Origin of the sequence: Gilvimarinus sp. 2_MG-2023 (assembly GCF_030547685.1) — a bacterium.
GTDB lineage: Bacteria > Pseudomonadota > Gammaproteobacteria > Pseudomonadales > Cellvibrionaceae > Gilvimarinus.
Genome location: NZ_JAUOQM010000041.1, coordinates 67,607 through 90,630, shown reverse-complemented (window position 1 = coordinate 90,630; position 23,024 = coordinate 67,607). Strand labels below are relative to the sequence as shown.

18 protein-coding genes are annotated in these 23,024 nt (G+C 47.2%); 8 read left to right on the top strand and 10 right to left on the bottom strand.

The window, feature by feature from the left end; genetic code table 11:
• Positions 1-259: 259 nt before the first annotated feature.
• The 5 genes from Q4526_RS09105 to Q4526_RS09085 all read right to left on the bottom strand — a co-directional run bounded on the left by Q4526_RS09105 (position 260) and on the right by Q4526_RS09085 (position 5,731).
• Positions 260-1,339 (bottom strand): N-6 DNA methylase, encoded by a 1,080-nt coding sequence (locus Q4526_RS09105; protein ID WP_215976752.1) that lies wholly within the window; start codon positions 1,337-1,339, stop codon positions 260-262.
• Entirely contained in the window at positions 1,323-2,273 is a 951-nt protein-coding gene (locus Q4526_RS09100) for a hypothetical protein (protein ID WP_215976751.1), read from the bottom strand. The genes Q4526_RS09105 and Q4526_RS09100 overlap by 17 nt, the downstream gene beginning before the upstream one ends.
• Positions 2,273-4,159, bottom strand: a complete 1,887-nt coding sequence (locus tag Q4526_RS09095; RefSeq protein WP_215976750.1) for a hypothetical protein — start codon at positions 4,157-4,159, stop codon at positions 2,273-2,275. The genes Q4526_RS09100 and Q4526_RS09095 overlap by 1 nt, the downstream gene beginning before the upstream one ends.
• A gap of 1 nt (position 4,160) precedes the next feature.
• Positions 4,161-4,976, bottom strand: a complete 816-nt coding sequence (locus Q4526_RS09090; RefSeq protein ID WP_215976749.1) for a hypothetical protein — start codon at positions 4,974-4,976, stop codon at positions 4,161-4,163.
• Between the two features lie 314 nt (positions 4,977-5,290).
• A complete protein-coding gene (locus tag Q4526_RS09085) occupies positions 5,291-5,731 on the bottom strand; it encodes a tyrosine-type recombinase/integrase (protein WP_215976748.1) in 441 nt (146 codons plus the stop codon).
• A 1,728-nt stretch (positions 5,732-7,459) separates the two neighbouring features.
• Here Q4526_RS09085 and Q4526_RS09080 point away from each other — a divergent pair.
• Entirely contained in the window at positions 7,460-8,992 is a 1,533-nt protein-coding gene (locus tag Q4526_RS09080; protein ID WP_303609601.1) for a carbohydrate-binding protein, read from the top strand.
• A gap of 110 nt (positions 8,993-9,102) precedes the next feature.
• Here the strand turns inward: Q4526_RS09080 and Q4526_RS09075 are convergent, their stop codons facing one another.
• From Q4526_RS09075 to Q4526_RS09060, 4 genes are all read right to left on the bottom strand, one after another.
• Entirely contained in the window at positions 9,103-9,402 is a 300-nt protein-coding gene (locus Q4526_RS09075) for a helix-turn-helix transcriptional regulator (protein WP_215976747.1), read from the bottom strand.
• Positions 9,403-9,436: 34 nt separating this feature from the next.
• Positions 9,437-10,693, bottom strand: coding sequence for a type II toxin-antitoxin system HipA family toxin (locus tag Q4526_RS09070; RefSeq protein WP_215976746.1), 1,257 nt, complete (start codon positions 10,691-10,693; stop codon positions 9,437-9,439).
• 419 nt (positions 10,694-11,112) lie between these two features.
• Complete coding sequence (locus Q4526_RS09065) at positions 11,113-11,379, bottom strand: Tn3 family transposase (protein ID WP_303609600.1); 267 nt, start codon at positions 11,377-11,379, stop codon at positions 11,113-11,115.
• Positions 11,380-11,458: 79 nt separating this feature from the next.
• Positions 11,459-13,732, bottom strand: coding sequence for a tetratricopeptide repeat protein (locus tag Q4526_RS09060; protein WP_303609599.1), 2,274 nt, complete (start codon positions 13,730-13,732; stop codon positions 11,459-11,461).
• A 339-nt stretch (positions 13,733-14,071) separates the two neighbouring features.
• Here Q4526_RS09060 and Q4526_RS09055 point away from each other — a divergent pair, with 339 nt between their 5' ends.
• Positions 14,072-15,121, top strand: coding sequence for a DNA replication terminus site-binding protein (locus Q4526_RS09055; protein WP_215976745.1), 1,050 nt, complete (start codon positions 14,072-14,074; stop codon positions 15,119-15,121).
• A gap of 12 nt (positions 15,122-15,133) precedes the next feature.
• Here the strand turns inward: Q4526_RS09055 and Q4526_RS09050 are convergent, their stop codons facing one another.
• Positions 15,134-15,466 carry a hypothetical protein gene (locus Q4526_RS09050; protein ID WP_215976744.1) on the bottom strand — a complete coding sequence of 111 codons (333 nt, stop codon included), beginning with the start codon at positions 15,464-15,466 and terminating at the stop codon, positions 15,134-15,136.
• Positions 15,467-15,884: 418 nt separating this feature from the next.
• On the opposite strand from Q4526_RS09050, the gene Q4526_RS09045 reads away from it, so the two are divergent.
• From Q4526_RS09045 to Q4526_RS09020, 6 genes are read left to right on the top strand one after another with little or no spacing between them, the layout of a single operon-like run.
• Entirely contained in the window at positions 15,885-16,547 is a 663-nt protein-coding gene (locus tag Q4526_RS09045) for a GntR family transcriptional regulator (RefSeq protein ID WP_215976743.1), read from the top strand.
• A 1-nt stretch (position 16,548) separates the two neighbouring features.
• Positions 16,549-17,703 (top strand): mandelate racemase/muconate lactonizing enzyme family protein, encoded by a 1,155-nt coding sequence (locus tag Q4526_RS09040; RefSeq protein WP_215976742.1) that lies wholly within the window; start codon positions 16,549-16,551, stop codon positions 17,701-17,703.
• Positions 17,704-17,717: 14 nt separating this feature from the next.
• Positions 17,718-18,989, top strand: a complete 1,272-nt coding sequence (locus Q4526_RS09035) for an MFS transporter (RefSeq protein ID WP_215976741.1) — start codon at positions 17,718-17,720, stop codon at positions 18,987-18,989.
• Positions 18,986-19,990, top strand: a complete 1,005-nt coding sequence (locus Q4526_RS09030; protein ID WP_303609598.1) for a sugar kinase — start codon at positions 18,986-18,988, stop codon at positions 19,988-19,990. Before Q4526_RS09035 ends, Q4526_RS09030 begins: the two co-directional genes overlap by 4 nt.
• Before the next feature lie 4 nt (positions 19,991-19,994).
• The gene (locus tag Q4526_RS09025) at positions 19,995-20,651 is read left to right on the top strand and encodes a bifunctional 4-hydroxy-2-oxoglutarate aldolase/2-dehydro-3-deoxy-phosphogluconate aldolase (RefSeq protein WP_215976739.1); all 657 of its coding nucleotides are present in this window, start codon (positions 19,995-19,997) and stop codon (positions 20,649-20,651) included.
• On the top strand, positions 20,648-22,933 hold the full coding sequence (locus Q4526_RS09020) for a beta-galactosidase (protein WP_215976738.1): 2,286 nt from the start codon (positions 20,648-20,650) through the stop codon (positions 22,931-22,933). Before Q4526_RS09025 ends, Q4526_RS09020 begins: the two co-directional genes overlap by 4 nt.
• Positions 22,934-23,024: the final 91 nt, after the last annotated feature.

Sequence of the window (23,024 nt, the reverse complement as noted above, 5' to 3'; positions counted from 1 at the left end):
TGGTTGGTTTGGCGCTTACGCCTGATGCCCAGCTTTTTTTAGTGCCAAAGAAAAATCAAATTATGCGTAAAACTAATTAGGGAAGGTTTACAGGGGAAAGCTACTCAACTGAATTTACAGTGTACGCTACGGGCGACTGGGCAGGATTTTAAGCTTCGTGACGCTCTCAATTTACCTATATAACCTATCGAAACCGAAAAATTAGTGTCCATACCTTTAGAGGAACTGGAAGTTTGCATCTATGATCCGATTGTAAATTTCATTTTGACGAATATGTAAGCCAATCCGTTAATCTTGATAACGTTATGTACCTTGCTCCGGTTCCTCGATATAAAGTCTCAAATTCTGTGAAATTTTCTTTGATGAGCCTCTCTGCTCGCTTTGCTGCGGTAATTGTTTGAAATCTTAACCCCAATACGCAGTCGGATAAGTGAATCTCAGAGGGCAGCGATATCGCTTTTATCAACTTTTCTTGTGGTGTGCCAACTCTCGGAAGTAGAATAACAGGGCCGGAAATTTTCCCCTTTTTATTTGAATCAACTCTAAGCACTCCATCCAATTGGTCTTCCAGGAGATCCGCTAGGTCTGTAGTGTGTATATATGGAACCCCCTCTTTATCCTTTTCATCAAGCGATGCGTAAACTGGCAGAGCTCCCCGAACAACTTCATATGGATCGTTTAATTTAACGCCTACTCTTTGTTCAGATAAGAAAAAACTTGCACTAGACGCTGGGTTACGCTTCGGTGATATTTTAACGACAGAGGATCGTGCTCTTGCTCCCAAAAACGTATTGCTTGAAAGCTCCGTTACAAGTTCAATATTGTTGGCCTCTAATAATAACTGACGCGCATGGGCGTCAGTATCTGAAAAAAGAACTGATTCAGGAACAATGGCAAGCCCTCCCCTCCTAGGAGAGAATAATTCAAAGCTTCGAAGAATATATGTCATAGCCACACTAGCTTTAAGGTGAATGCCGTTATAGTAAGCATTTACAGATTTGTTATTTTTGTGACTAAAAGGGGGATTGAGTAAAAGCAGCCCCTCCTCTAGATTATGCATTCTTGTTGCCGTAGCGTTCCTACAGCTTACTTTGCACAGCAGATCTGCTGCGGAGAGAGTCCATTCAGGATTGCATCGCCTAAGTTTACGTATAGTCACAGTGTCTTTATCAAGACCAACACATTTGACCTTTTGAAAAACATTACAGGCAGCGGAAAGTAGATTTCCCGCACCACAGGTTGGATCAATTACAACACAGCTATCGTATTTGTAAGAGTGGCGAATTACCTCTTCAGCGAGATCTGGAGGGGTAAAGTACTGATCAAGATCTATATTCATCAAAACCACCAAAGTCGTAGATGTGCACTAACCCCTGCCCTGCAGTTCTGCCATCTTTTTTAATGGGGTGGTCGAACATGATTTCAGTATCGTCTGGGTTTGCTATTGAATAGAGGACGGCACCTATACCATGTGGTTTTGTTCCAACAGGTGCGATATACATATAGTGATCAGAGTAGTATCTTTTTATGCTTTTCAGCGTTGCGTATGCTTCATAGGGGCACGAGGCTCTAGCAAAATGGATATCACTAAAGGCCTGAAATTCTTCTAGTAAGTCTCGATTGCAAACGAGTGTGTAAGTTGGATATTCGATTTGAAACCCTGGTAGCCCTACAATAGGTATAACCTTCTTGGGTTCTGGGTCTATTTGGTAAGCCAAGCTTCGGGGCCTATTTCCCTCAAAACCCAAAAGTGGTACAAATAAACACCTGTTTTCATCTTCGGGGCCCAATAATTGCGCCATTCCAGGCAACGGGGAAAGCCCCAAAAATTCTTTACTGAGATCGAAAAGGCTGTCGGAAGCTGGGCTTTTATGTGGTTTATATTCGTTAGGCTCTACATATACAACGCGTGTTAAAGTATTGGTGCAATATAGAGCTTTAAGAATCGGTGTCCATACGTGATATGGAAGCCCCGAGACATCTAACAGTACTCGCCTTCCATTGAATATAGACGCTACAGCAACGCTATCACTCAGATAAATCGTTTCGTTGTTGTGGCCGTTCCCTCTTACAGAGATTGAATCAGAGGTTATATTCACCACTTCAACGACATCTCTTAATCTATTGCTACGAATCTCAGCCCAAACGTCAAGGTTGGCTCGAGACTCTTCAGCAAAGCTCGGAAGAATTATAAGTTCATCCTCTAGCAGATCGTGCAGGCTCAGTGAGTTATAACGATTAGTGCTGGTTGGAGGCATACTAAATTCAGGCATTACTCCTGTCCCTTCTCATCGCCCGCAAAAAAGTTAGTAAAAAAAGCTAGCTGTTCAGATAAATCTGAACTATCGGTAATGATATGTTCATCACCTATGAGTCCTGCGATGGCACTTGACGGACTTCCCTCAGCAGCCTCAATTAAATCATGCGCTTGAAATGTCGTCCTCCTCTTTTTTCGATAGGAAATTTCGAAGAACCCGCTGTAAATTCTATGAAGCCTAAACTCGTCATCTCGAACCTCAAGCTGGGTGGTGTTCTTAGTTCTAGGGTTGACTTCAAAGGCGAGGTGGCCAACTCCCTCTTTCAGCAAAGAGGAGATTTTTTTAATCTGATCTTGTTTTCCCGCTATTACAAAAGAATTCACTTCCGGTGCTCGTTCAGTCGGGTTTCGGGCCATTTCAAAAAAGGCTTTACCTATAGCTAGGACTAAACGTTTCAGCTTTACTCCACTGTCGGCCAGCCCCTCGAGTTGATCTAGGCGGCGCCTTCCTACGTCTCTTAGTGCGAAAGTCTGTGATTCGGGCGAAATTGTCAGAGGGTAAGTTACACCTGATTTATTTCTATCATATTCGTGAAATATAGAGAGATCGAGAAGCTGAAGGAAATATCGAATATTTCCGCCGGCGAGAGCTAGAAAAGCATTAGCGCCACTGTAATATTTCTTAATTCTGAGGCCCTTCTGACCCTTAGATAACCAGAATAGACTTGCATAGCCATGATTTCCAAGACGCTGCTTCCATTCTTTGGAGTTTTCCAGGTAGCTTTCAGCGATAGTTGTCAACTCTTTCTTAGTCTTCTCCCTCCAATAATCTAGGAAATAAACCTCTTCAATCGGACGCTCTTCCAGGGCTTTTGCAAGAGTTTCGCTAGTTTTCTTGATCTCAGAAATAATCCGCTGAGTTGCTTTTTCAGCACCAAGCTTTCTTGCTTCCTCTGAAAATGATAGGTCTACCAAAAATTCCTTTAGGGAGGGGGCTATACTAATTCCTGACTTTTCAGCAAAGGCGATACGACTATTCGCGACTGCCGTGGCAAAATAATCAAACCCTTCGTCAATGATGTGAATTTCTGTAAAGTCATCCGAGTTACTTAACAGGTCATTTTTATCAATTGTCTTCCAGTTTCGAACACCGAATTTACGAACGCCTATCTTGTAAGAAAGTGGTGGAACAGCATGTTTAATAAACGTATTGACGATACCTTGTTGGTAATCAAGTAAATTTTCATATTCATCTATACAGCAAAAAACCACCCGGTCACCTAGAAGTCCAGACTCCTTCAAGAGCTCAACAAAGGTTCTGAGTGGTGATTCTGGCATGGAAAAAATAACTTCTGTAGACTCACTTGGATTGTTTACATAAAGCTGTAGCTTTGAAATTGAGATTTTTATCTGTCTGATCAACTGAGTAAGAGTAGATACCTCAGACATCCCTAGATCTAATGAGATTCTAAGTATTTCATTAGAAGGAATAGCGATACCGCACTTTCCTTGAAGCCATTCGGCCATGATGGCTATTTCGTGACAGACTATAAGATTAAAGTAATGAGAGAATGCTTTTGACCACCCGTCCTCTGAAACACGTTGACCCTTGAATGCATGAACGCGATTTTTATTCATGCGAACAAGAATGCCAAGATACTGCTGATCCTCAAAGGTGAGCCCTTGACTCTCCAGTCTCTCGAGCGCCTCTTCATAGCCAAGCGATTGAAGTGAGGTTGTTTTTCCTGTTCCTCGCCCGCCAACTAGCATGGATGGTTTCAACGACTCTAACTTATTAAAGTAAGTCGGGACAACAAATAGATCTTGAAAGCTTTCAGGTGGCCATTCAGCGCGATTTTCGCCAAAGAGTTTACGAAGCTGTGTTTGTTCGTCTTGCGCCATATTATGATCTCTCAATCAGAGGCTCCCAGCCATCGTCTCCCGGGGACCAAAAAATAGGAAGTGTGGCATCGGGTATCGAATGCTCAAAACCAAGCATCAACCCCCGATTTTTATAACCCCATTTGCGATATGAAAGGTTTTGAGCAATATAATCCTCTTCGGGCCTTAACCTCGAAGTGTACTTTGTTAAGAAGTTATTTAGCTCTTCTTCCTCGAAAATGTTTTCACGAATCAACCCTTGAATGGTAGATTTCTCAGTCAAAATGTGGGTAGAGCAAAGCGCCACATTTGGTGCAGCCAATTTAATGGCCTCAAGACCGTAATCCGTAGTTACGAGATTTAAGTAAATGCAGGGGAATGGCGTATTGTGATAGACATCCATGAACGCCATGCCTTCGTCTCCAATAGCGCGCTGCCAGGTTTCAATAAACTGATCGCCACTGCCAACAAAATCATCTAGAAATACGACAGGTACACCTTGCTTGGCACCCTCAAGTGCCTCTTCTGGTGAGCTAAATCTACATTCAGGAATGCCCAGAATTTGTCTAGCTTTTCTGCAGAAAAGATAACCCGAGTCTGTTGGGTTAGGGGCTTCACCATGTACAGGGACGAAATTGGCATATTTCAAAGCTGCAAGTAACTGACTTCTCCCCGGCGCGCTAGGACCTTTCGGAAGGCCATCTGCGATCGATCTCCATGAGGCTTTTAAGAGCATGTCGGTAGCGTCGGAATTATAAAAAACAAACCGGTCTAAAAGAGTTGCAGCGAGTTTTTGATCAGCCTTTTCGAAGTTCCTTAACCATGCAGCTGGCTTCATTCTTGGCTGTCCCAGCCATAGGTTGGCCTTCTTCAATAAATCGCACTTCTGGTCTACGAACTCTACTAATTTATCGTCCCTCAATGGACACCAAACCTATTCGAATTAAAAGGTTAAAAGATAGTCTACTGGAACCGACCATGTTACATATTACAGTGCTGCATTGCATAAAAAATAGACTGGATTGAAGTCGTGTTGAAACAAAGAAGCTGCAGTCATAACAATTTACATCAAAATCATGATAGATAGAAGATTTCGAGTAGGTTTCTACCTTAGCATCTGAGCACTAAATAGTACCTGAAATCTCAGTGTTGCTAATGAAAATCTACCCTGTCCAAAAAATGTACCCCATCGAAGGTCAGCACGTTGGTGTAGACCTCGGTGGACTCGACGTTACGGTGCCTGAGCAGCTGGCTCACGACCTTAAGCGGCCGCCCGTGCAACAAAAGGCGAATCGCAAAGGAGTGCCGGAAGGTGTGGGCCCCGGTGGTCCACATCAGATCCAGGATCAGCCGATCGCGCGGGTGCGTCTCGGCGGTGAGCAGTCGCAGCACCTCGGGCTTGAGCAGGTACGACGGCATGGCGTCGAGGGTCTCAAGTAAGACAGGCCGTTTAGCGATGAGCCGTTCCCAGTCGATTTGAACCGACTGGATGGGGAACGGGGCGGTGGTCGGTTCGACAGACTGGAACAGCCGTTCACGGCGCAGCGCGACGGCGGCGAAAAAAGCCGATTCTGCGGGGGTGTGATGCACCATTTGCCCAGTTCCTTTGGTACGGGTGAGCCCAGATTATCGTGGGTCGTTTGGCACAAATCTACACCTAAACACGGCGCGGCGCAAATCCCAGCGGGCGGCCTGCCCGATTGCACCAAACTAGGTGGAAAGGGTGCATCGAGAATTTGCCGTCCGTGTTGGGGGCTTTGTATAGGAACAAAATGTCGCACTGCGGTGATGCGAATATTGAGAGTGTGTTACAAGCAGGGATTGCGGCCAACAGTGGCAATTTAGGGGGCGCGCACTACTGGTGTGCGAAGCACTGGCACCTACATTGCCGCTGAGGATATCGACTTTGCCACGTATGGCAAGCGGATTGCCGCCCACGGCAAGCGAAAACGAGAGGGGTTATCGCGGATTTCGCACGGATGGCTCAGTAAACTGAGGCGATCCTTATATTAGTTATATAATAATTATAATAGTTATAAATGTTATAATAGTTATAACACGGATTTCCTTTAAAATCAAAAGAAAAGCCTCGTTGCCCTCCCATTAGTATTAGCTTCAAAACTGCCATTAATTCATTCATGCAACCAAAAAATGCCGTACAAGACAGCAACCTTCCCTGTTCTACCGATGACGATTGATTTTCACACAAAAAAGTAACTCTCATCTGTAAAGGTAGAGTTGTGAGTGCCCAAGATCAGGTGTTGCGTTTGTCGATCTGGTGGAGCCACGACCTTATGTCTACGAGGTCTTAATTTTATCTGGGCCCACACTCGATATGCGTGGAGAAGACAGGGTTACGAACCCTAAGTTACACTCCCAGGGAGAAACACCTCCATGAGGGCGAAGACGACCGGTACTGGCTCAGTCGGCGCCACATTGTTGTTGGTTGGCAGCTGGTAATGGCCTAAATCCAGCACCCTGAGCATTTCCGCCGCTCCTGGCGTTTGAGCCACAAAAATTCGCCCGCACATGTAAAACCCCTTGACGCTGTCTGAGTTGCTGCCGATATGCTGTACATATTCACAGCATTGGTCACTATGAAGACTATACTGGTCAGAGAGCTGGTGGTTGAGGGTGTGGTGATAACGTCCATTAGGTTAACTGATATAGGAACTGATACAAAAATTGAGCTTTTATTGTCATTTGATATAGGCGCAAAAGATTATTTCCTTATAAATCAAAAGGAAGCGCGTCCCGCTAGCTCCTAACAAGTGATACTTAAACTGATACTGATACAAAATGAGCTTACTATGGCGCCTTCCTTTTATGAGAAGCCGATATTGGCCCGTAGAAACACCTTCATATGCGTGGTGAAGATAGGCTTACGACTCCTAAGTTACACCCCCATGAAGAAACACATCCACGTGCATGGAGAAGACGGGGTTATGAACCCTAAGTTACACCCCCATGGAGAATGTAGTGGTCAAGTATTTCCGGACAGTGAGTTAAGTAGTTTTTTGTTCTCAATAAGAAAATTCCTTAATACCCCTAAGCTAGTCATGTTCTTTGATATGTAAGTAGCGATATATTCCACTTTTATTCGACAAATCTGGACTTCCCAAGTGTTCTCTCTCCTAGGCTTACTCGTGTCAAATTTTTACGTGGGAGTGGTCTACTGGACGGGATGGCTTATGGATTATTTGTTATTGATGATTGTTGACAATTGACGGTATTTAGGAAAGTATGAGCCTTTGTTTGATTGTGGTGGCGTTCGTGTCCTAACAATCCATGCTTTAAAGCTATCGACTCAAAAGGTTCTGTATGTTTTATATCTACTTTCGCTCCTTACGACAGTTGCTCTTGCCGCTTCTCGCTATCCTTATGGGTACGGTGCTTTACGGTTGTGGTGGAGGTGGTTCTTCCAGCTCCAGTGAGGGGTCATCCTCAATTGCCCAATCTCAATCAAGTAGCAGTTCAAGCGTAGTTGTCAGTAGTGCGTCTTCGGCCAGTAGTGATGAAGTTGGCTCGTCTAGTCAGCAGTCTTCTAGTAGTGATGCCGCGGCAGGTGTGGACTGGAGCGATTTGCCTGTACCTGCAGACCCAGGCACAGGTAATACTTGGGAGTTGGTTGACGCTATGTCGGACGACTTCAGCTATACCGCCCCCGGCGATGCCAAAGGCCAGGACTTCTACGAACGTTGGTCTGAAGGTTTTATTAATAGCTGGCAGGGGCCTGGACTCACAGACTACCATGCTCCTAACTCTGCCGTGATGGATGGGAAGTTGATCATCGAGGCCAGCCGTAAACCTGGCTCTGACGAGGTGTACACGGGTGCAATCCACTCCAAGGGCAGTATTCAATATCCGGTTTACGTAGAGGCCAGCGTTAAAATCATGGACCAGGTGCTGGCTAATGCCGTTTGGATGTTAAGCGCCGATTCTACCGAAGAAATTGATATTGTCGAAGCTTACGGTAGCGGTCGCCCAGATCAAACTTGGTTTGCGGAGCGAATGCACTTGTCGCACCATGTATTTATTCGTGAGCCGTTTCAGGACTACCAACCCAAAGATTCTGGCTCTTGGTACACAGATGGCCGCTTATGGCGCGAGCAGTTTAACCGGGTTGGTATGTACTGGCGCGACCCTTGGCATTTGGAATATTACATTGATGGACAGCTGGTTCGCACTGTCTCGGGCGAAGATATTATAGACCCTAATGGTTATACCGGCGGTACCGGTCTGAGTAAGAAAATGCAAATCATTATTGATGCGGAGGACCAGGATTGGCGTTCAGATGACGGTATTAAGGCCACAGATGAAGAGCTTTTGGATCCGGATAAAAACCGTTTTTATGTGGATTGGATTAGGGTTTACAAACCCGTCTCAATGACGCCTGGCAGCGGTGATGAGGGTGCTTCCTCTTCGAGCGCTGGCGCCACGATTACCACCGACTTTAATACCTTTTTTGCCACTGGCAAGGAGGGCGAGCCAGTCGCCGATGATAGCATTGATGGATTCAACCCTGCCGCCGGGGGCAGCATCACTCATAACACCTTGGGTGATTGGGGTGAGTACAGTATTACTGTGCCGGAGGCGGGGACTTATCGATTAGAGGTCGATGTGGCGTCTCCGACTGAGTCTGGTTTAGCGGCAAATTTCATGATTGATGACATTGAAGTCGGTCAGATTGCGATTACCACTACCGGAAGCTGGGATACATACCAAACCTTTAGTCTCGACACTCCCGTTACACTCACCGCTGGCACTCATACACTTAGGGTTGAGAGTGCTGGAAGTGCCATTTGGCAGTGGAATGGTGGTGTGATTCGTCTTGTTCAGCTAGACGAATTGTAATCCCCCCAATAATCCAAGGCTGTTTAAAATGGGGGATTACAAACAATAACCACCCAAAATATATGCGTTCCCATCGACAAGGGATTGCCAAGTGTGTAAACGCCTATTACTTATCGTTTTGGAGTTATCCTTGCTGCTCGGGTTATAGGGTCACGATGGGAGGCGGCAATACTATCTAGGCCATCAAGCAGATTCATGATATCAAGTGCGGCGAGGTAGGAGCCTATGCTGGATTTAGGGTCGCCTTTCTCCACTGCGACCAAGGTCGTTTTACTCATCTGAAATCGCTCTGCAGCTTCTTTTTGGCTCCAGCCGCGCGCTTTACGCGCGATTGCAATGTTCTCTCCGAGTATTTCTAGGGAGTTTCTGGCGTTCTCGCTGAGAGAGGCTAGGTATTTTTTTTCGGCCATGGTATTTGTACCTTTGCTGCGATCTAGCGCTCTATTAAATTTGTCCAAGCGCTTGTCGCGCTTCTTTAATTCTCGTACCTATTAGCCTTTTAAGCTGGCGGATATCCGCGGCGGAAACGCCACAGGATTGGTAATGTTTCTCCCAGGTAGCCAAAATCTCAACCAGCCCACCTATTCGTTTAAGCGCGTCGTGCTGACTGAGTCCAAAGGCCTGCGCACAACTTAGTATGTTGGCTACCGAAGGCTCGTATCCGTCGGTTCCAATGGTCATGGCTTGCGGTTTCGCCATAGCAGAGAGTATGGGCACAACATCGAAAAGTGGTGCCAGGCCCCAATGGCCGTGATTTAGATCGTAGACAAAACCGTGATTGCGGGGGTGGTCATCGGAATTGCCCAGCAAAACATTGGCAACAATGCGATCAAACAGCTCGACGCAATCCTGGGTGGGGTTTTGACAATGACTACGGATTTTGCGGCTGAGGGCGATATATCCTCGATCATCGTGATGACCATCGGCGTATTTTTTGTGACGCTCTTTGTTGAAAAGAGCGTGGGCGGATAGGTAGTGACGCACCACTCTGCCGGCTTCTACATCGAACCGACGAATAAGATACGCAGTGCGGTCGGCACCGATATTCTGGATTCTAACCTCGGGGACGTTTAAACCCGCTTTGGCCAGTAAAGTCATAGTGGCGAATTCCACTCGAGGTAAATCCTGTAGTAGGTCGCCCTGCTTAGAGAATTTCACGATGTACTCGTTATCGCCATCGGCTACGACTGCTTTGGGCCTGGCGCCCCCCATGGAGGAGCCATGTTCTATCAGTTTAAATTCATCTGGACTTAGCTCATCGGCCTTTTCGATTGACTCAGTCGCAATCGCGAGCCTTTCCAGCAGGGCAATGTCTTGAGCCGGGGGGGGTGGTTTGGGGCGGGTACGGGACAAAGAGAAACGCAACGCACCCACGCCAGTACCACTGGTACGTAGTAGCCGTTCAATCTCATTGCGCGGTTGGCTTTCATGGCGCTGCAACATGACCCGGTTACCCCAGTCATCGGGACCCGCATCGGAAAAGACGGGAAACACTCCATTAGTGTTATCGCAATACTGCTTCTCGGGAACGAGAGGAAGGTTTTCTGGATCCAGTGCATAACGATCGGCGCGCGCCAGCCACGAGGCGCTATATTTGAAGCTACCGCCGGTGCGCATCATTTCTAACTCGCCAGCAAGGGCTACCTTGCCAGAAGGGTCCACCGCGAAAACGTAACAACGTGAGTAAGGTCTTCTCTGCATAAACAGCTCAAGATACGGATTAATTTAATAGGCCATTATACTGATTTATAGATATATATAAAGGCCAGTATATAAGTCTAATTGTTGAGGTGGGTGTTCGGCGAGGGTTAATTAGGACTCGGGACTAGAAACTCTATGCTGATAGGAATCAATACGAGGCTCTACATAACAACATCTTTACCTCACTTGAAAGTAGCACAGAGAGCCCACCCCCAAGCAGAACAGAGCAGACCCAAGGGTCTAATAAGATAGAGGTTTTTGTCCATGACAAGCATTATTGGCTAATACTAAATGATTTAGACCAACATGCAGGTAAGTTGAAATCAACCAACCAATCACTCCCTGTTAAACCTATAGACGAGATGATTTAGTTAAAAAGGTAATGAGGTTTGGCCGGTAAAAGCGTTGAATTTAATGAATTAATCAATAAGCAGGTTAAAAGTCATGGGCTTGACCTGCTTGGTCTGGTCAAGCCCCAAGCTTCTCCATGTGACTAAGTGCTCGGTGTGGTACGGCGAGAATACGGCCATTTGGTCGCGCGTGATATTGTGCCCTTCTGGCTTCAATTGATTGAACACTGCGGTCATCGCATTTACGTTGTAGAGCAAATGGTTGTATTTCACGATTTTGCGTTGTTCGTGTCTTAAGTTTGCAGGAAGTCCCCCCCCCCATCCCTTGTAAAACAAAAAAGAAATAACTTGGAGTCGTATTTAATAGAAGGCCGCTAGAAGATTGACCAGTTATTAGACCAATTTCGCTGATTGATTACTCTTTATTTTGTCGCTCTAGCTGCCAGATTATTTGCTGTATTTGAGGGTTGTTAGGCAGTAGGTCACTAAGCTTTTTAGCATAAAAAAGTGCAAGATCGAGCTGACCTTCGGCAGCATAAAAGCGCGATAAAGTATAGATTATATCGGAGTTTTTCGGCTCTAAATGGTAGGCTTTTAGAAGTTGTGAGATAGCAGCGATCATCTTTCCCTGATCCTGCAGTAACAACGCATAAGCATAGATTATGTTGGTATTTGTATCAGGTGCCTGAGCTGCAGCTTTTAATACAGGCAGGGCAATTTTTTTTTGTCCCTGGCGAATATAACTCATTGCCAACCCATAATGCACTGAAGATGCTTGGTCATTCACAGAAAGAGCCTTCTTAAGAACCTCCTGCACCATCGCTTCGTTCCCCTGGGCGCGATACAAATCAGCTAAATTTACATAAGCAGGAATAAAAATTGGTTCTACTTTAATAGCTGTCAATAAATGCTTTTCAGCAATTTTTAAATTTCCTAGCTCCAGTTCCAAGTTACCTAAGTTGGTATGGGAGAAGCCTCTGTCAGCTTGATAAGTTTGCTCTTTTCGGTATTCGATTAGGGCTTCACGCAGACGCGTACCATCATTTTTATCCAAAGGTTGAAGAAGCATTGGTGCTAAAGTTCGGGCAGCCTGAGTGCGTATTGGCCTGTGTTTATCACTCAGTAAAGTGTTTAGCATGTCCCACCGCTCATTCACGGGGAATGTGGTTGCAGCCTCAATTGCCGCCTGACGTCGTAACGGATCATTATCTTGTACCGCTTGCGCAATCGCTTTTACCGTATTTTGCCCCTGAGATTGACTCATGCGATACAGTGCAGATGCACGGATAATCTCTGGATAGTTTGAATCTTGGGCTATCTGTAGTAACGTCTTGCCTGTTATAGGTGTATTGGTGTCTGCATTGTGAAAAGTTTGCGCAAAGTGTACATGTCCCATGTATTGGCTATTCGGGTGCCAAGTGCGGATTGCATCTTCCGCCCATTTTGCGTTTTTATCTGTATGGCAGCTGTTACAGGCATTGGGTACTTTTAAGCTTTGAGTTAAATCAGGCCGTGGAACTTTAAATCCATGATCTCGCCTTGGATCTACTTGCATATAGGTGGTGGCTGGCATATGACAGTCAACACAAGCACTTCCAGCTTCTCCCACGTTGTGGCCATGGTGTTTAGTCTTATCGTAAACCTCTTGCGAATGGCATTGTGTGCATACTTGATTCTCGGCTAACTTCAATTCTCCAGAGTGGGGGTTGTGACAGTTGGTGCAAGTCACGCCGGCCTTAAACATCTTGCTCTGTAAAAATGACCCCCATACATAATCTTCATCCCAAATTTGACCGTCTGAGTGATACAGATCTGGCGAAATTAGGGCAGGCCGGAAAGTGTGATGAAAATTGTCTGGCCCAGAACTGTCTGATAGCGCGGCACGGCGTGAGTGGCAACTGGCACACACTTGGATTTGGCGACTTGGTTTGATATTGGCGATGGCTTTCATTAATCCTTGCTCATCTGCCCGAAATAAAGGTGTTTTGGGGCCAATATAGGTAGGGTAGCCTTTATTAGCTATAGATTTTTCTCCAGCAGCCCATTGTAAATGTTCTTTCGCTTCTCCATGGCAGGCAGCGCAGCTGACATTGATGGTTGAGTAGCTTGATTGGTAAGATAAGTTTTCTAGGTCAAAACCTTTTTTAAAATTTGTGGAATGGCAATCAGCGCACATTTGATTCCAATTTTGCCCCATATTAGACCAATGAAATTCGTCATTAGGAGATTGATCTGGATATAAAACGAACCAACGTTGTCCATCCTCTTCAGCGGGGCGGCTGTCCCAAGCAAAAGGAAAGAGTTGATACTTACCTTTACCCGCATTAAACATATATTGCTGCAAAGGCTTGTAACCAAAAGTGAACTCAACTTGGAATGATTGCATTTCTCCCTTTAAGTTCGGCATCGTAATATACAATTCGTTTTCTTGGGTGGAAAATTCAACCTGACTTCCTTGGTAGGCTAAAGTTTGATTGGAAAAATCACCCAAAACCGTTTTAGGTGTTGCGATCTCCATCGCGTGATAATGATGTGACTGTTGCCATTGTGCTACTTGCTCTGCATGACAAGTAGCACACTGATTCACATCACCAACCGCGTAATACGACAAGCTCAGGGGTGCAATAAATACAACCCAGACAAAGAACTGATAACGATACGCTTGCGATTTATGCTTAAGTAGCCCCAATTTTATTTAAACCTCTTGCCCTAGTTAGATTTCTTTTTTGCTCTCATTGCTTTTTCGCAACCAAACAGCTGAATGATAAAAAACTAGCCGATAAAATGATAATCGCTTATCTGAACGATATACTACAGCGGCTTGTCATGCTATTAAAATTAAGTGTGTAAGATGACGAGTTTGGTCTTTCGACTATGTTAACTTGACATGCTTTTGATGCTCCAAAAGCTTAAGCTGTTTTGTGAAAGCATTAATAGGAAAGTTCTAAATAACGCACTATGGTCTTGTTATCTCTAACGTGGCCTGCCAAATATTGATATCATGATTGACACGCCACCTTAGACCAACATGCGGAGCAGCGATCGTGTTTACTTTTATTATTTTTATTATGTGAATGGTAAAATAAAAGATAAAATTTATAAGTGTGGGCTTAAACACTTTGCATGTTGGTCTAATGATTTAACCTTAGGGCGCGTAGGCATGCCGATAGAATCCTTTGATCTAATTCCGTCATCTTCACCTAAAAATGAGATCTCTTCTCATCTCAGTGGGATTGATAAAGAACTCAACTTGCTTACCCGTCTTCTCAGGGACGTCAAACCTACTCATGCCTTTGTAACCAAAATCCCCGACATTATGAAGGGGCAGGAAGATCGTCCTGTTAATACAGTAGACGGTGAAGTTCTGGAAGGCCAGGTGGCCATTGATGAGGCCATTCGAAGCTACAATGATTTCTACATCAAAAAAGGCCTGTCGCAAAAAGTGGCCCGAAGATGTGTTGGGGTGATCTGGATACAGCCCAGCAATATATCTAACGAACAGCTTCAAGCTATTATCGATTGTGTAGCAAGTATAAACAATCACAAGATCGCACTGCGCCAGAAAGTGACGGCCCTACCCACTCGACAGGCTAGGTTCACTGCTTTGCGTGAGGCACGCCCTGGTATAATGACCGTTCATCTGTACCGAACAGTTAAGTGCTTAGTGAGTGAAAATATTCGCAGTGTGGGGCTCAGTTGGGAAAGAAAACAGCTACTAAGCAAGTTAAATATTAAAACCAAACAGCAGTTGTTGGAGAGAATCGAGGCTGAGGCCTCAACTTTGAATGGCATGGCAGCCTTACCCCTCCGGCAGCTTTTGGACAGCATTAGCCCTATAGTACCAAGTCAATTGAGACTTAGACGAGACGTGCGAGTTCAACCGGTAGCCAATATAATGGGTGATACTATCCAGACAATAACGGCAGTAATGCCCATTATTCTTCTACAGAACACGCCCCCCACATTAGCACCAATTAAAGTGTTTGATGCGAGCGTTCGCCGGAAAAAAAGATCTGATAGTGTGGAAACAGAAATATTGGGCACTTTTAACGGGTCTCAGATAGAGAGGCGTTACTAGACATAGCCAGCATCAAATGCCAAACGTCTCTTCTAGTAATTCAGACATGGTGATTCCTTGACTCTCGGCGTGAGATTTTAACCCTTCCCGCGCTTCGCGACTCACCTTAATACTTACCAGATAGCTCGGTTCAGACTGGCGAGCTCTTCGAGCAGATAGCGCTTTTTGAAGCTTTTTGCGCTGTTCCGGTAATAAGTTCTTGATTAGACGCTGAATATCCTCATCCGACTGTGCATGGGCAATGGCATCCAGTCCGTAATCCGACTCTCCATTGATGATGAGTTTGCGAAACCACTCCTTCACCCACCCACGCTCTTTTGTCGATCGCAACTTGAAAGGTTTCATAATATATCTATGCCGTGGAATTCTACGGCATAGAGTTGCACAGATTGACGATAAATACAACTAACAAATAATCAATGCCGACTCAAAGGCACCTTACTTTTTAACTGTAGACTTAATTTATGGCTAATCTTTTCTAAGATAGCTTCATTTTTAGGGATGTGACTATCAGAATCTTTGCACAGTGAACGTCACTGTGCGCACATGTTTATCCTATTTATATCTAGAATTTTCCACCCAAAGACAGAAAGAACGCTTTTGCTTCCAATATATTCAAGTCACGAGGCTACGCTTAGTACTTGATTTATATCGCATTATAAGAAAGCTAAAGCCATCCGCTTCAGGTCAGTTTCATATTCACCGCTTGATATTGCACACAATCCTATAATATATTGCATACAATAAACAATAAGGTGTGCAGATGAAAAATGCAAAACAGGCGCTAACCTATTTAATAGACCCCGAAGATAGCATCTACGCACAACTTCTGAGCGACATCGCTTTTGGCGAGTTCGTCAGCGGCGATCGCTTAGTTACCACCGCTCTGGCCGAGCGCTACGGCACGAGTGTTAATCCAGTGCGCGAAGCTTTAAAACAATTAGAGGGCGAAGGCTTTGTTACCTTTCAGCGCAACAGCGGTGCCCGGGTAGCTCGCTTCGAGTTCGAAACCATGCGCAATGTCTTTGAGATTCTCTCGGTTCTGGAGCCCTACCTATTGGATTGGTTTATTGAACATCACCGTCCCGAGAATCTGGCATTGCTGCAGCAGACAATTAACGACATGCAAGCGCTATCGCTTGATCAGGCCGCTCGGTTTCGCGAGTTAGATACTCTGTTTCATTGGGAGATGTACCGCCATCACTACAACTCCATGGCAGTGGATTTATGGCGTCGCAAAAAAATAATGTTGCAGGCGCTGCACGCCAAACTCCCCATCAGCAAAGCCAAGTTGCAAAGCACCATCATCGAGCATCAGCAGATGCTGGAGTCACTCCAACAAGACGACGGCGCAAAGCTGCAGCATCAACTGGCACAACACATTCAAACCAGCGGCGAGTATTGGTCGCGCTTATTCAGGCTCTGATATGAAAATTAGCCAAATCAAGAGTTACAGTTTTTGGGTCGGATTTCGCAATGTCTGCTTGGTCAAAGTAGAAACCGACGGGGGCCTTTACGGCTGGGGCGAAGCCGGTCTTTCCGGGCGTGAACAAGCGGTGATGGGCGCCGTTGCTCACTTCGAAGAATTTTTGAAAGGGCAAGATCCACTCAATATTAGCGCTCTGTGGCAACAGATGTATCGCGGCGCCTACTTTGAAGGCGGCCGTGTTTTAGCCGCCGCCATTGCCGCCATCGACATTGCCCTGCACGATATCAAAGGCAAGGCACTAAACGTGCCGGTATACCAGTTGTTGGGTGGCAAACAGCGTGATCGTATTCCGCTGTTTGCCACCAGCACCGTCGCCTACGACGAAGGTTTTGTAGACGACGTACTGCGTCTTAAAGATGAGGGCTGGAGCGTAATCCGCGCCACCACCGGCGAGCACGGTTGCCCCGATCAAAACACTGTATTTGATCCGCGCGCCTCGATTGCCAAAGGCGCTTACTGGCTTACCCGTGCCCGTGAAGCTCTGGGCACTGAGACAGTGCTCGGCGTCGACTATCACCATCGTCTTAATGTGGCTGAAACCGCCTCGTTTTGCGCGCGGATGCCTGCGGGCACACTGGATTTTTTAGAAGAACCCATTCGCGATGAGAGCCCCGCGGCTTACCAAAACCTGCGCCAGATGACCGACATCCCCTTCGCCATCGGCGAGGAGTTTACTAGCAAGTGGGATTTTGCTCCTTACGTCAACAGTGCTTTGACCAACTTTGGCCGGGTAGATATTTGTAACGCCGGCGGATTTACCGAAGCATTAAAAATTGCCTCCCAATGCGAAACCGCCTACATCGACATGATGCCACATAACCCGTTAAGCCCATTGTGCACAGCGGCGTCTATTCACTACTGCGCCGCCATCAGCAATTTAGCCTGGCTTGAGCTGGCTCCCTACGACGGCGACCTAAGCGATTACGATCGCTACTTTATCAACCGTCCCGAGGTGATCGACAACCACTTTAATCTTTCGGACGCCCCCGGCCTTGGCATCGATGTCAATGAAGACGCCCTGCAGGGAAAAACTTTTAAGTACTGGGAGCCACCGCGCTTGGTTAAACCCGACAACAGTTACACCAACTGGTAAAAGAGAGAACAATAATGAGCAAATCTGTTACCCCGACACGTCTGCGGGCCAAAGCGTCCGTTTTATCGCTGATTTTTATCAGTGTGGTCATCAACTATATGGATCGCACCAACATCTCGGTGGCCGCCAGCGCTATTGGCGATGACCTAGAATTATCTCGAGTGCAAATTGGCATTCTGTTTTCAGCGTTTGCCTGGACCTATTCCATCATGCAAATTCCCGGCGGCATGGTGGTCGATATTGTAAAGGTTCGTATTCTCTACCCGGTCATTCTTGTCGCTTGGTCACTCGCCACTTTAGTACAGGGCTTGGTCAGCTCGCTGGCGGCCATGGTGGGCTGTCGTATGGCGATTGGCGTGTTCGAGGCGCCCTCTTACCCGGCCAATAATAAAATTGTCACTCAGTGGTTTCCACCTGAAGAGCGCGCCAGTGCCATCGCTATTTATACCTCAGGACAATTTATTGGTTTGGCTTTTTTAATGCCGGTACTAGCGATTATTCAAGAGTATTTTACCTGGCGTGGCCTGTTTGTTATTTCGGGGTTGATTGGTATTGCCTGGGCGGGTATTTGGTATTGGTTGTACCGCGAACCTGACGACAGCAAAACCGATGAAGGTGAGATTAAAACACCCGAAGTACAACAGGCAAAAGTAAGCTGGCGCAACATAGGCATTGCATTTTCTAGCAGAAAACTGTGGGGCGTTTATATCGGTCAGTTCTGCCTGGGCGGCACCTTGATTTTCTTTCTTACCTGGTTTCCCACCTATCTTGAAGAAGAGCGTGGCCTCACCAGTTTAAACAGCGGGTTTTTAGCCTCTGTGCCTTTTTTGGCAGCATTCTGCGGTGTTTTGCTGTCGGGCTTTTTCTCAGACTTTTTAGTGCGCCGTGGTGTCTCCAACGAAGTAGCCCGAAAAACTCCCATCATTCTTGGTTTGTTGTTATCCAGCACGGTGATTGCGGCCAACTATGTCAGCAGCACCTTCTGGGTCACTGTTTGTTTATCAGTTACCTTTTTTGGCAACGGCCTGGCCTCCATTAACTGGGTATTTGTCTCGCTGCTCGCACCCAAACATATGGTGGGTTTGGTGGGCGGTTGCTTTAACTTTATTGGTGGGTTATCGGCGGTAAGTGTGCCTATTGCCATTGGCTATTTAACCGAGGGGGGGGATTTTCGCCCGGCCCTGGTTCTTATCGGCGCGCTGGCCATAACAGGTTTGTGCTCTTATTTATTCTTAGTCGGAAAGGTTGAAACCATCAAACTACCCCAGGGAGATACTGAGTCGTGACCATAGCGTGTTTTGGAGAACTAATGTTACGCCTTTCCCCGAGCCAACCTGGGGAAACACTGCGCCACACCCACCAGTTAAAAATGGAGTTTGCTGGCGCTGAAAGTAATGTCGCTACCGGGTTAAGCGCTCTGGGCAATTCAGTGCGCTTTCTCTCCAAGTTTCCCAATAATACTATTGGGGATGCGGCCATTGCCAGTTTGCAAGGCTACGGTATCGACTGTTCACATATTATCCGAGGCGGCGATCGGCTAGGTACTTATTTTATTGAGCTGGGTCACTCACTGCGTCCTTCTAAGGTTGTGTATGACCGGGCTCATTCCGCCATTAGTGAATCCAGTTGTAATGATTTTGACTGGCCTTACTTATTACAAGGTTGTCGCTATCTACACCTAAGCGGTATTACCCCGGCCCTATCCGATACTTGCGTCGACGTCACTCTGGACGCGGCAAAATCAGCCCAACGATTAGGGTTAACCGTTAGTTTTGATATGAATTTTCGACGCAGCCTGTGGCAAGACAGTACCCGCGCAGGGGAAATTTTTACCCAGTTGCTGAAAACAGCTGACATTGCTTTTGGAAATGCGGGCGTAATGGCTGATGTATTTAATCAAACCTACGATAACCTAGCCCCGGAGGCGGCCGCGGCGCAAGCGGCGCGCGACCTATCGGACACCTATGGGTTGATAGCCGCCACCACCTGCCGACAGTCACACAGCGCCAGTCAAAATACGTTAAGCGGATTTATTGCCAATCGCAACGAAACCTTCCGCAGCCAGACGATACGTGTCGATATTCTAGACCGGCTGGGCACAGGAGACGCCTTTGCCAGCGCTTGTTTGGATGGGATTATTAAAAACAAGCCTTTAAAGGATACTGTTAATTTCGCCAATGCCGCGTTTGCCTTAGCACATGCCGTCTATGGTGACCCACACTTAAGCAGCCGGGAAGATATCCAAGCCATTGCCGACGGCCAAACCGGCGGTTATATTCTGAGATAAAGTCATGAACCGACAAACTATTCTTCAAAAACTTTTGCGTGAAAAACTCGTCGTCATCATTCGCCTTAAGCAAGCCGATGATGCCAATGCCATCGTGGAAGCGCTAATGAACGGAGGGGTAAAGGCTATTGAACTTACCAGCAACACTCCTCAATACAAAGAAAAAATTACCGAGCTTCGCCACAAGTATCCAAACCTTTTGGTGGGAGCAGGTACGGTCACGTCATCAGATCTTGCGCGCGAGGCAATAGATGCCGGGGCACAGTTTCTGGTGACACCCAATACCTGTGCCAACATAGTCGCAGTTGCCCACGAGCGCGAAGTGCCCGTTATTATGGGCGCTATGACCCCCACCGATGTCGTGCAAGCCACAAACGTCCAGGCTGATATCATTAAACTTTTTCCTTCAGGAGAGCTTGGCCCAGGGTATCTGGCATCGCTGGCCCGCGGGCCTTTTTTACATACGCCCTTTTTCCCCGTGGGGGGTGTCAACGTCAACAACGTGCGCCAATGGATGGATGCCGGAGCCTGCGGGGTAGGAGTGGGAGGTGGATTGGCGGCGCCGGTACACAGCCCAGCTCAAGCAGAGGCATTAACCCAAAAAGCTGCCGGCATTATCAACGACCTAAATGACTACCCAACGTTTGAGGTGACCCAATGAAAATCAATTCCCTCGTCAGTGTCATTGGCATTGCGGTACTAAGCGCTTGCTCGCACCAACAAGTGAGCGATCATGATGAGTCGCTGACAACACTGTATCGACTGTACAATTTTGAACAACCCGTATTGCCGCAAGCACTAAAATCTGAAAACACAAACCTGACTCTTGTACCCGGCCCGAATGGCCAACAACTGCAAGTCAGCTTCCAGTCTAAACAGCATCACGAAGCCAGTTTAATTTTCACCCCCGAACAACCCTGGCAATGGGGGCAATATCCGGCATTTGGTTTTGCCATGGACATCGAGAACCCAGCCGATGAGTCGATACACTTTTACGCCAAAACCAAAGACGGCGACGGCAAACAACACAACCGCAGCTTTGCGGTGCCAGCAAATTCTCGTAACACCTACTATATGGAGTTGCGCGGCGCCGACTTAACCACCGACACGGGTCTGCGCGCCAACCCCAAAGCATGGATCACCGGCGCCGAGCCCATGATTTGGCGCCATAGCGACAAAGTCATTGATGTGGATAACGTCACCAGCATTTCGTTTACGGTGCGCGGTTTGCTGCAAGATAAATCCGTTAACATCGATAACGTCCGACTAGTGGCCCCAAAATCTCTCGACGCTGACTACTTAACCGGCCTTTTAGATGAGTTCGGCCAAAACGACAAAGTCGACACGCCCTACAAAGTAGAGTCCACCGAGCAAATGCGCCGTCAGGCAACAGCCGAGGCGAAGCAATTGTCTCAAGGGGCACCAACCGATCGATCGCGCTTTGGCGGCTGGCGAGAGGGCCCAAAACTTGAAGCCACCGGGCGCTTTCGCACCGCCAAATATAAAGGAAAATGGAGCCTGGTTGACCCGAACGGCTATCTGTTTTACTCCAATGGCATTGCCAATGTGCGCATGTCTAACACCAGCACGCTAACCGGCTACGATTTTGATCACACCCTGCTGGATGAGCGCAGCAGCAATGACTTAACCCCGGAAGATTCCAAAGGCCTAAACCGCGTCAGCGACAAAGCGCTGCCTACCCGGCACGTTGTGTCACCAGTACGCGCCGATATGTTTACCTGGCTACCCGAATACGATGAGCCGCTGGGGGCGCACTATGGCTACCGCCGCTCGGTACACTCAGGCCCGGTAGAGCGCGGCGAAACCTACAGCTTTTACCGCGCCAACCTAGAACGCAAATACAAAACCGACGATGCCCCCGATTACATGGCCACCTGGCGCGACGTTACCGTTGACCGTATGCTGCAGTGGGGCTTTACCTCGTTTGGTAACTGGATTGATCCGGCATTTTACCAGATGGATCGCATCCCCTACTTTGCCAACGGCTGGATTATCGGCGACTTTAAAACCGTCTCCAGCGGCAATGATTATTGGAGCCCGTTACCCGACCCCTTTGACCCACTGTTTGCCGAGCGGGCCGAGGCCACCATTAAACGCGTGGCCCAAGAGGTGGACAACAACCCTTGGTGCGTGGGTGTGTTTATCGACAACGAAAAAAGCTGGGGCGCCATGGGCTCAGTCGAATCCCAATACGGCATTGTGCTCAACACCCTCACCCGCCGCGATGCCGACAGCCCCACCAAAGCCGCCTTTAGCCGCTGGCTAATGCAGCGTTACGACTCGGTTGCGGCACTGAACCAAGCCTGGGGTACAGACTTTGCCAACTGGCAAAGTGTTAGTGAAGGCGTTTCCACCGAGGGCTACACAGAGGCGCAATTGGCCGACTTTGCCGAGCTGTTGCAGCTTTACGCCGAGAAATACTTTGAAGTGGTACACGATACTCTTGAGCAACATATGCCTGATTACCTGTATATGGGCGCGCGCTTTGCCGACTGGGGCATGACTCCCGAGATACGCCGCGCCGCCGCCAAATACGCCGATGTAGTGAGTTACAACTACTACAAAGAAGGCATAAACGAGCCCTTCTTTGGGTTTTTGGCCGAGCTGGATAAACCCTCAATTATCGGTGAGTTTCACAATGGCGCCACCGACTCGGGCGTGTTTAACCCGGGCTTGATTCATTCCGAATCTCAGGCCGATCGCGGTGAAATGTACGTCGACTATGTCACCAGCGCGGTGGAAAACCCCTACCTAGTAGGTACGCACTGGTTCCAGTATCTTGACTCACCCATCACAGGCAGGGCCTACGATGGCGAAAACTATAACGTTGGGTTTGTGTCAGTCGCGGATGTACCTTACAGCCCTCTGGTGAAAGCAGCCCAACGTATTAACAAAACCCTCTACCATCGTCGCTTTCAATAACAACCTTTCTAGCCGCCCTGACAGTTACATTATACAATTTATTGTATACAATACGGTCAGGGCAACTACCGCCCCCCCTCATAACAAAAAT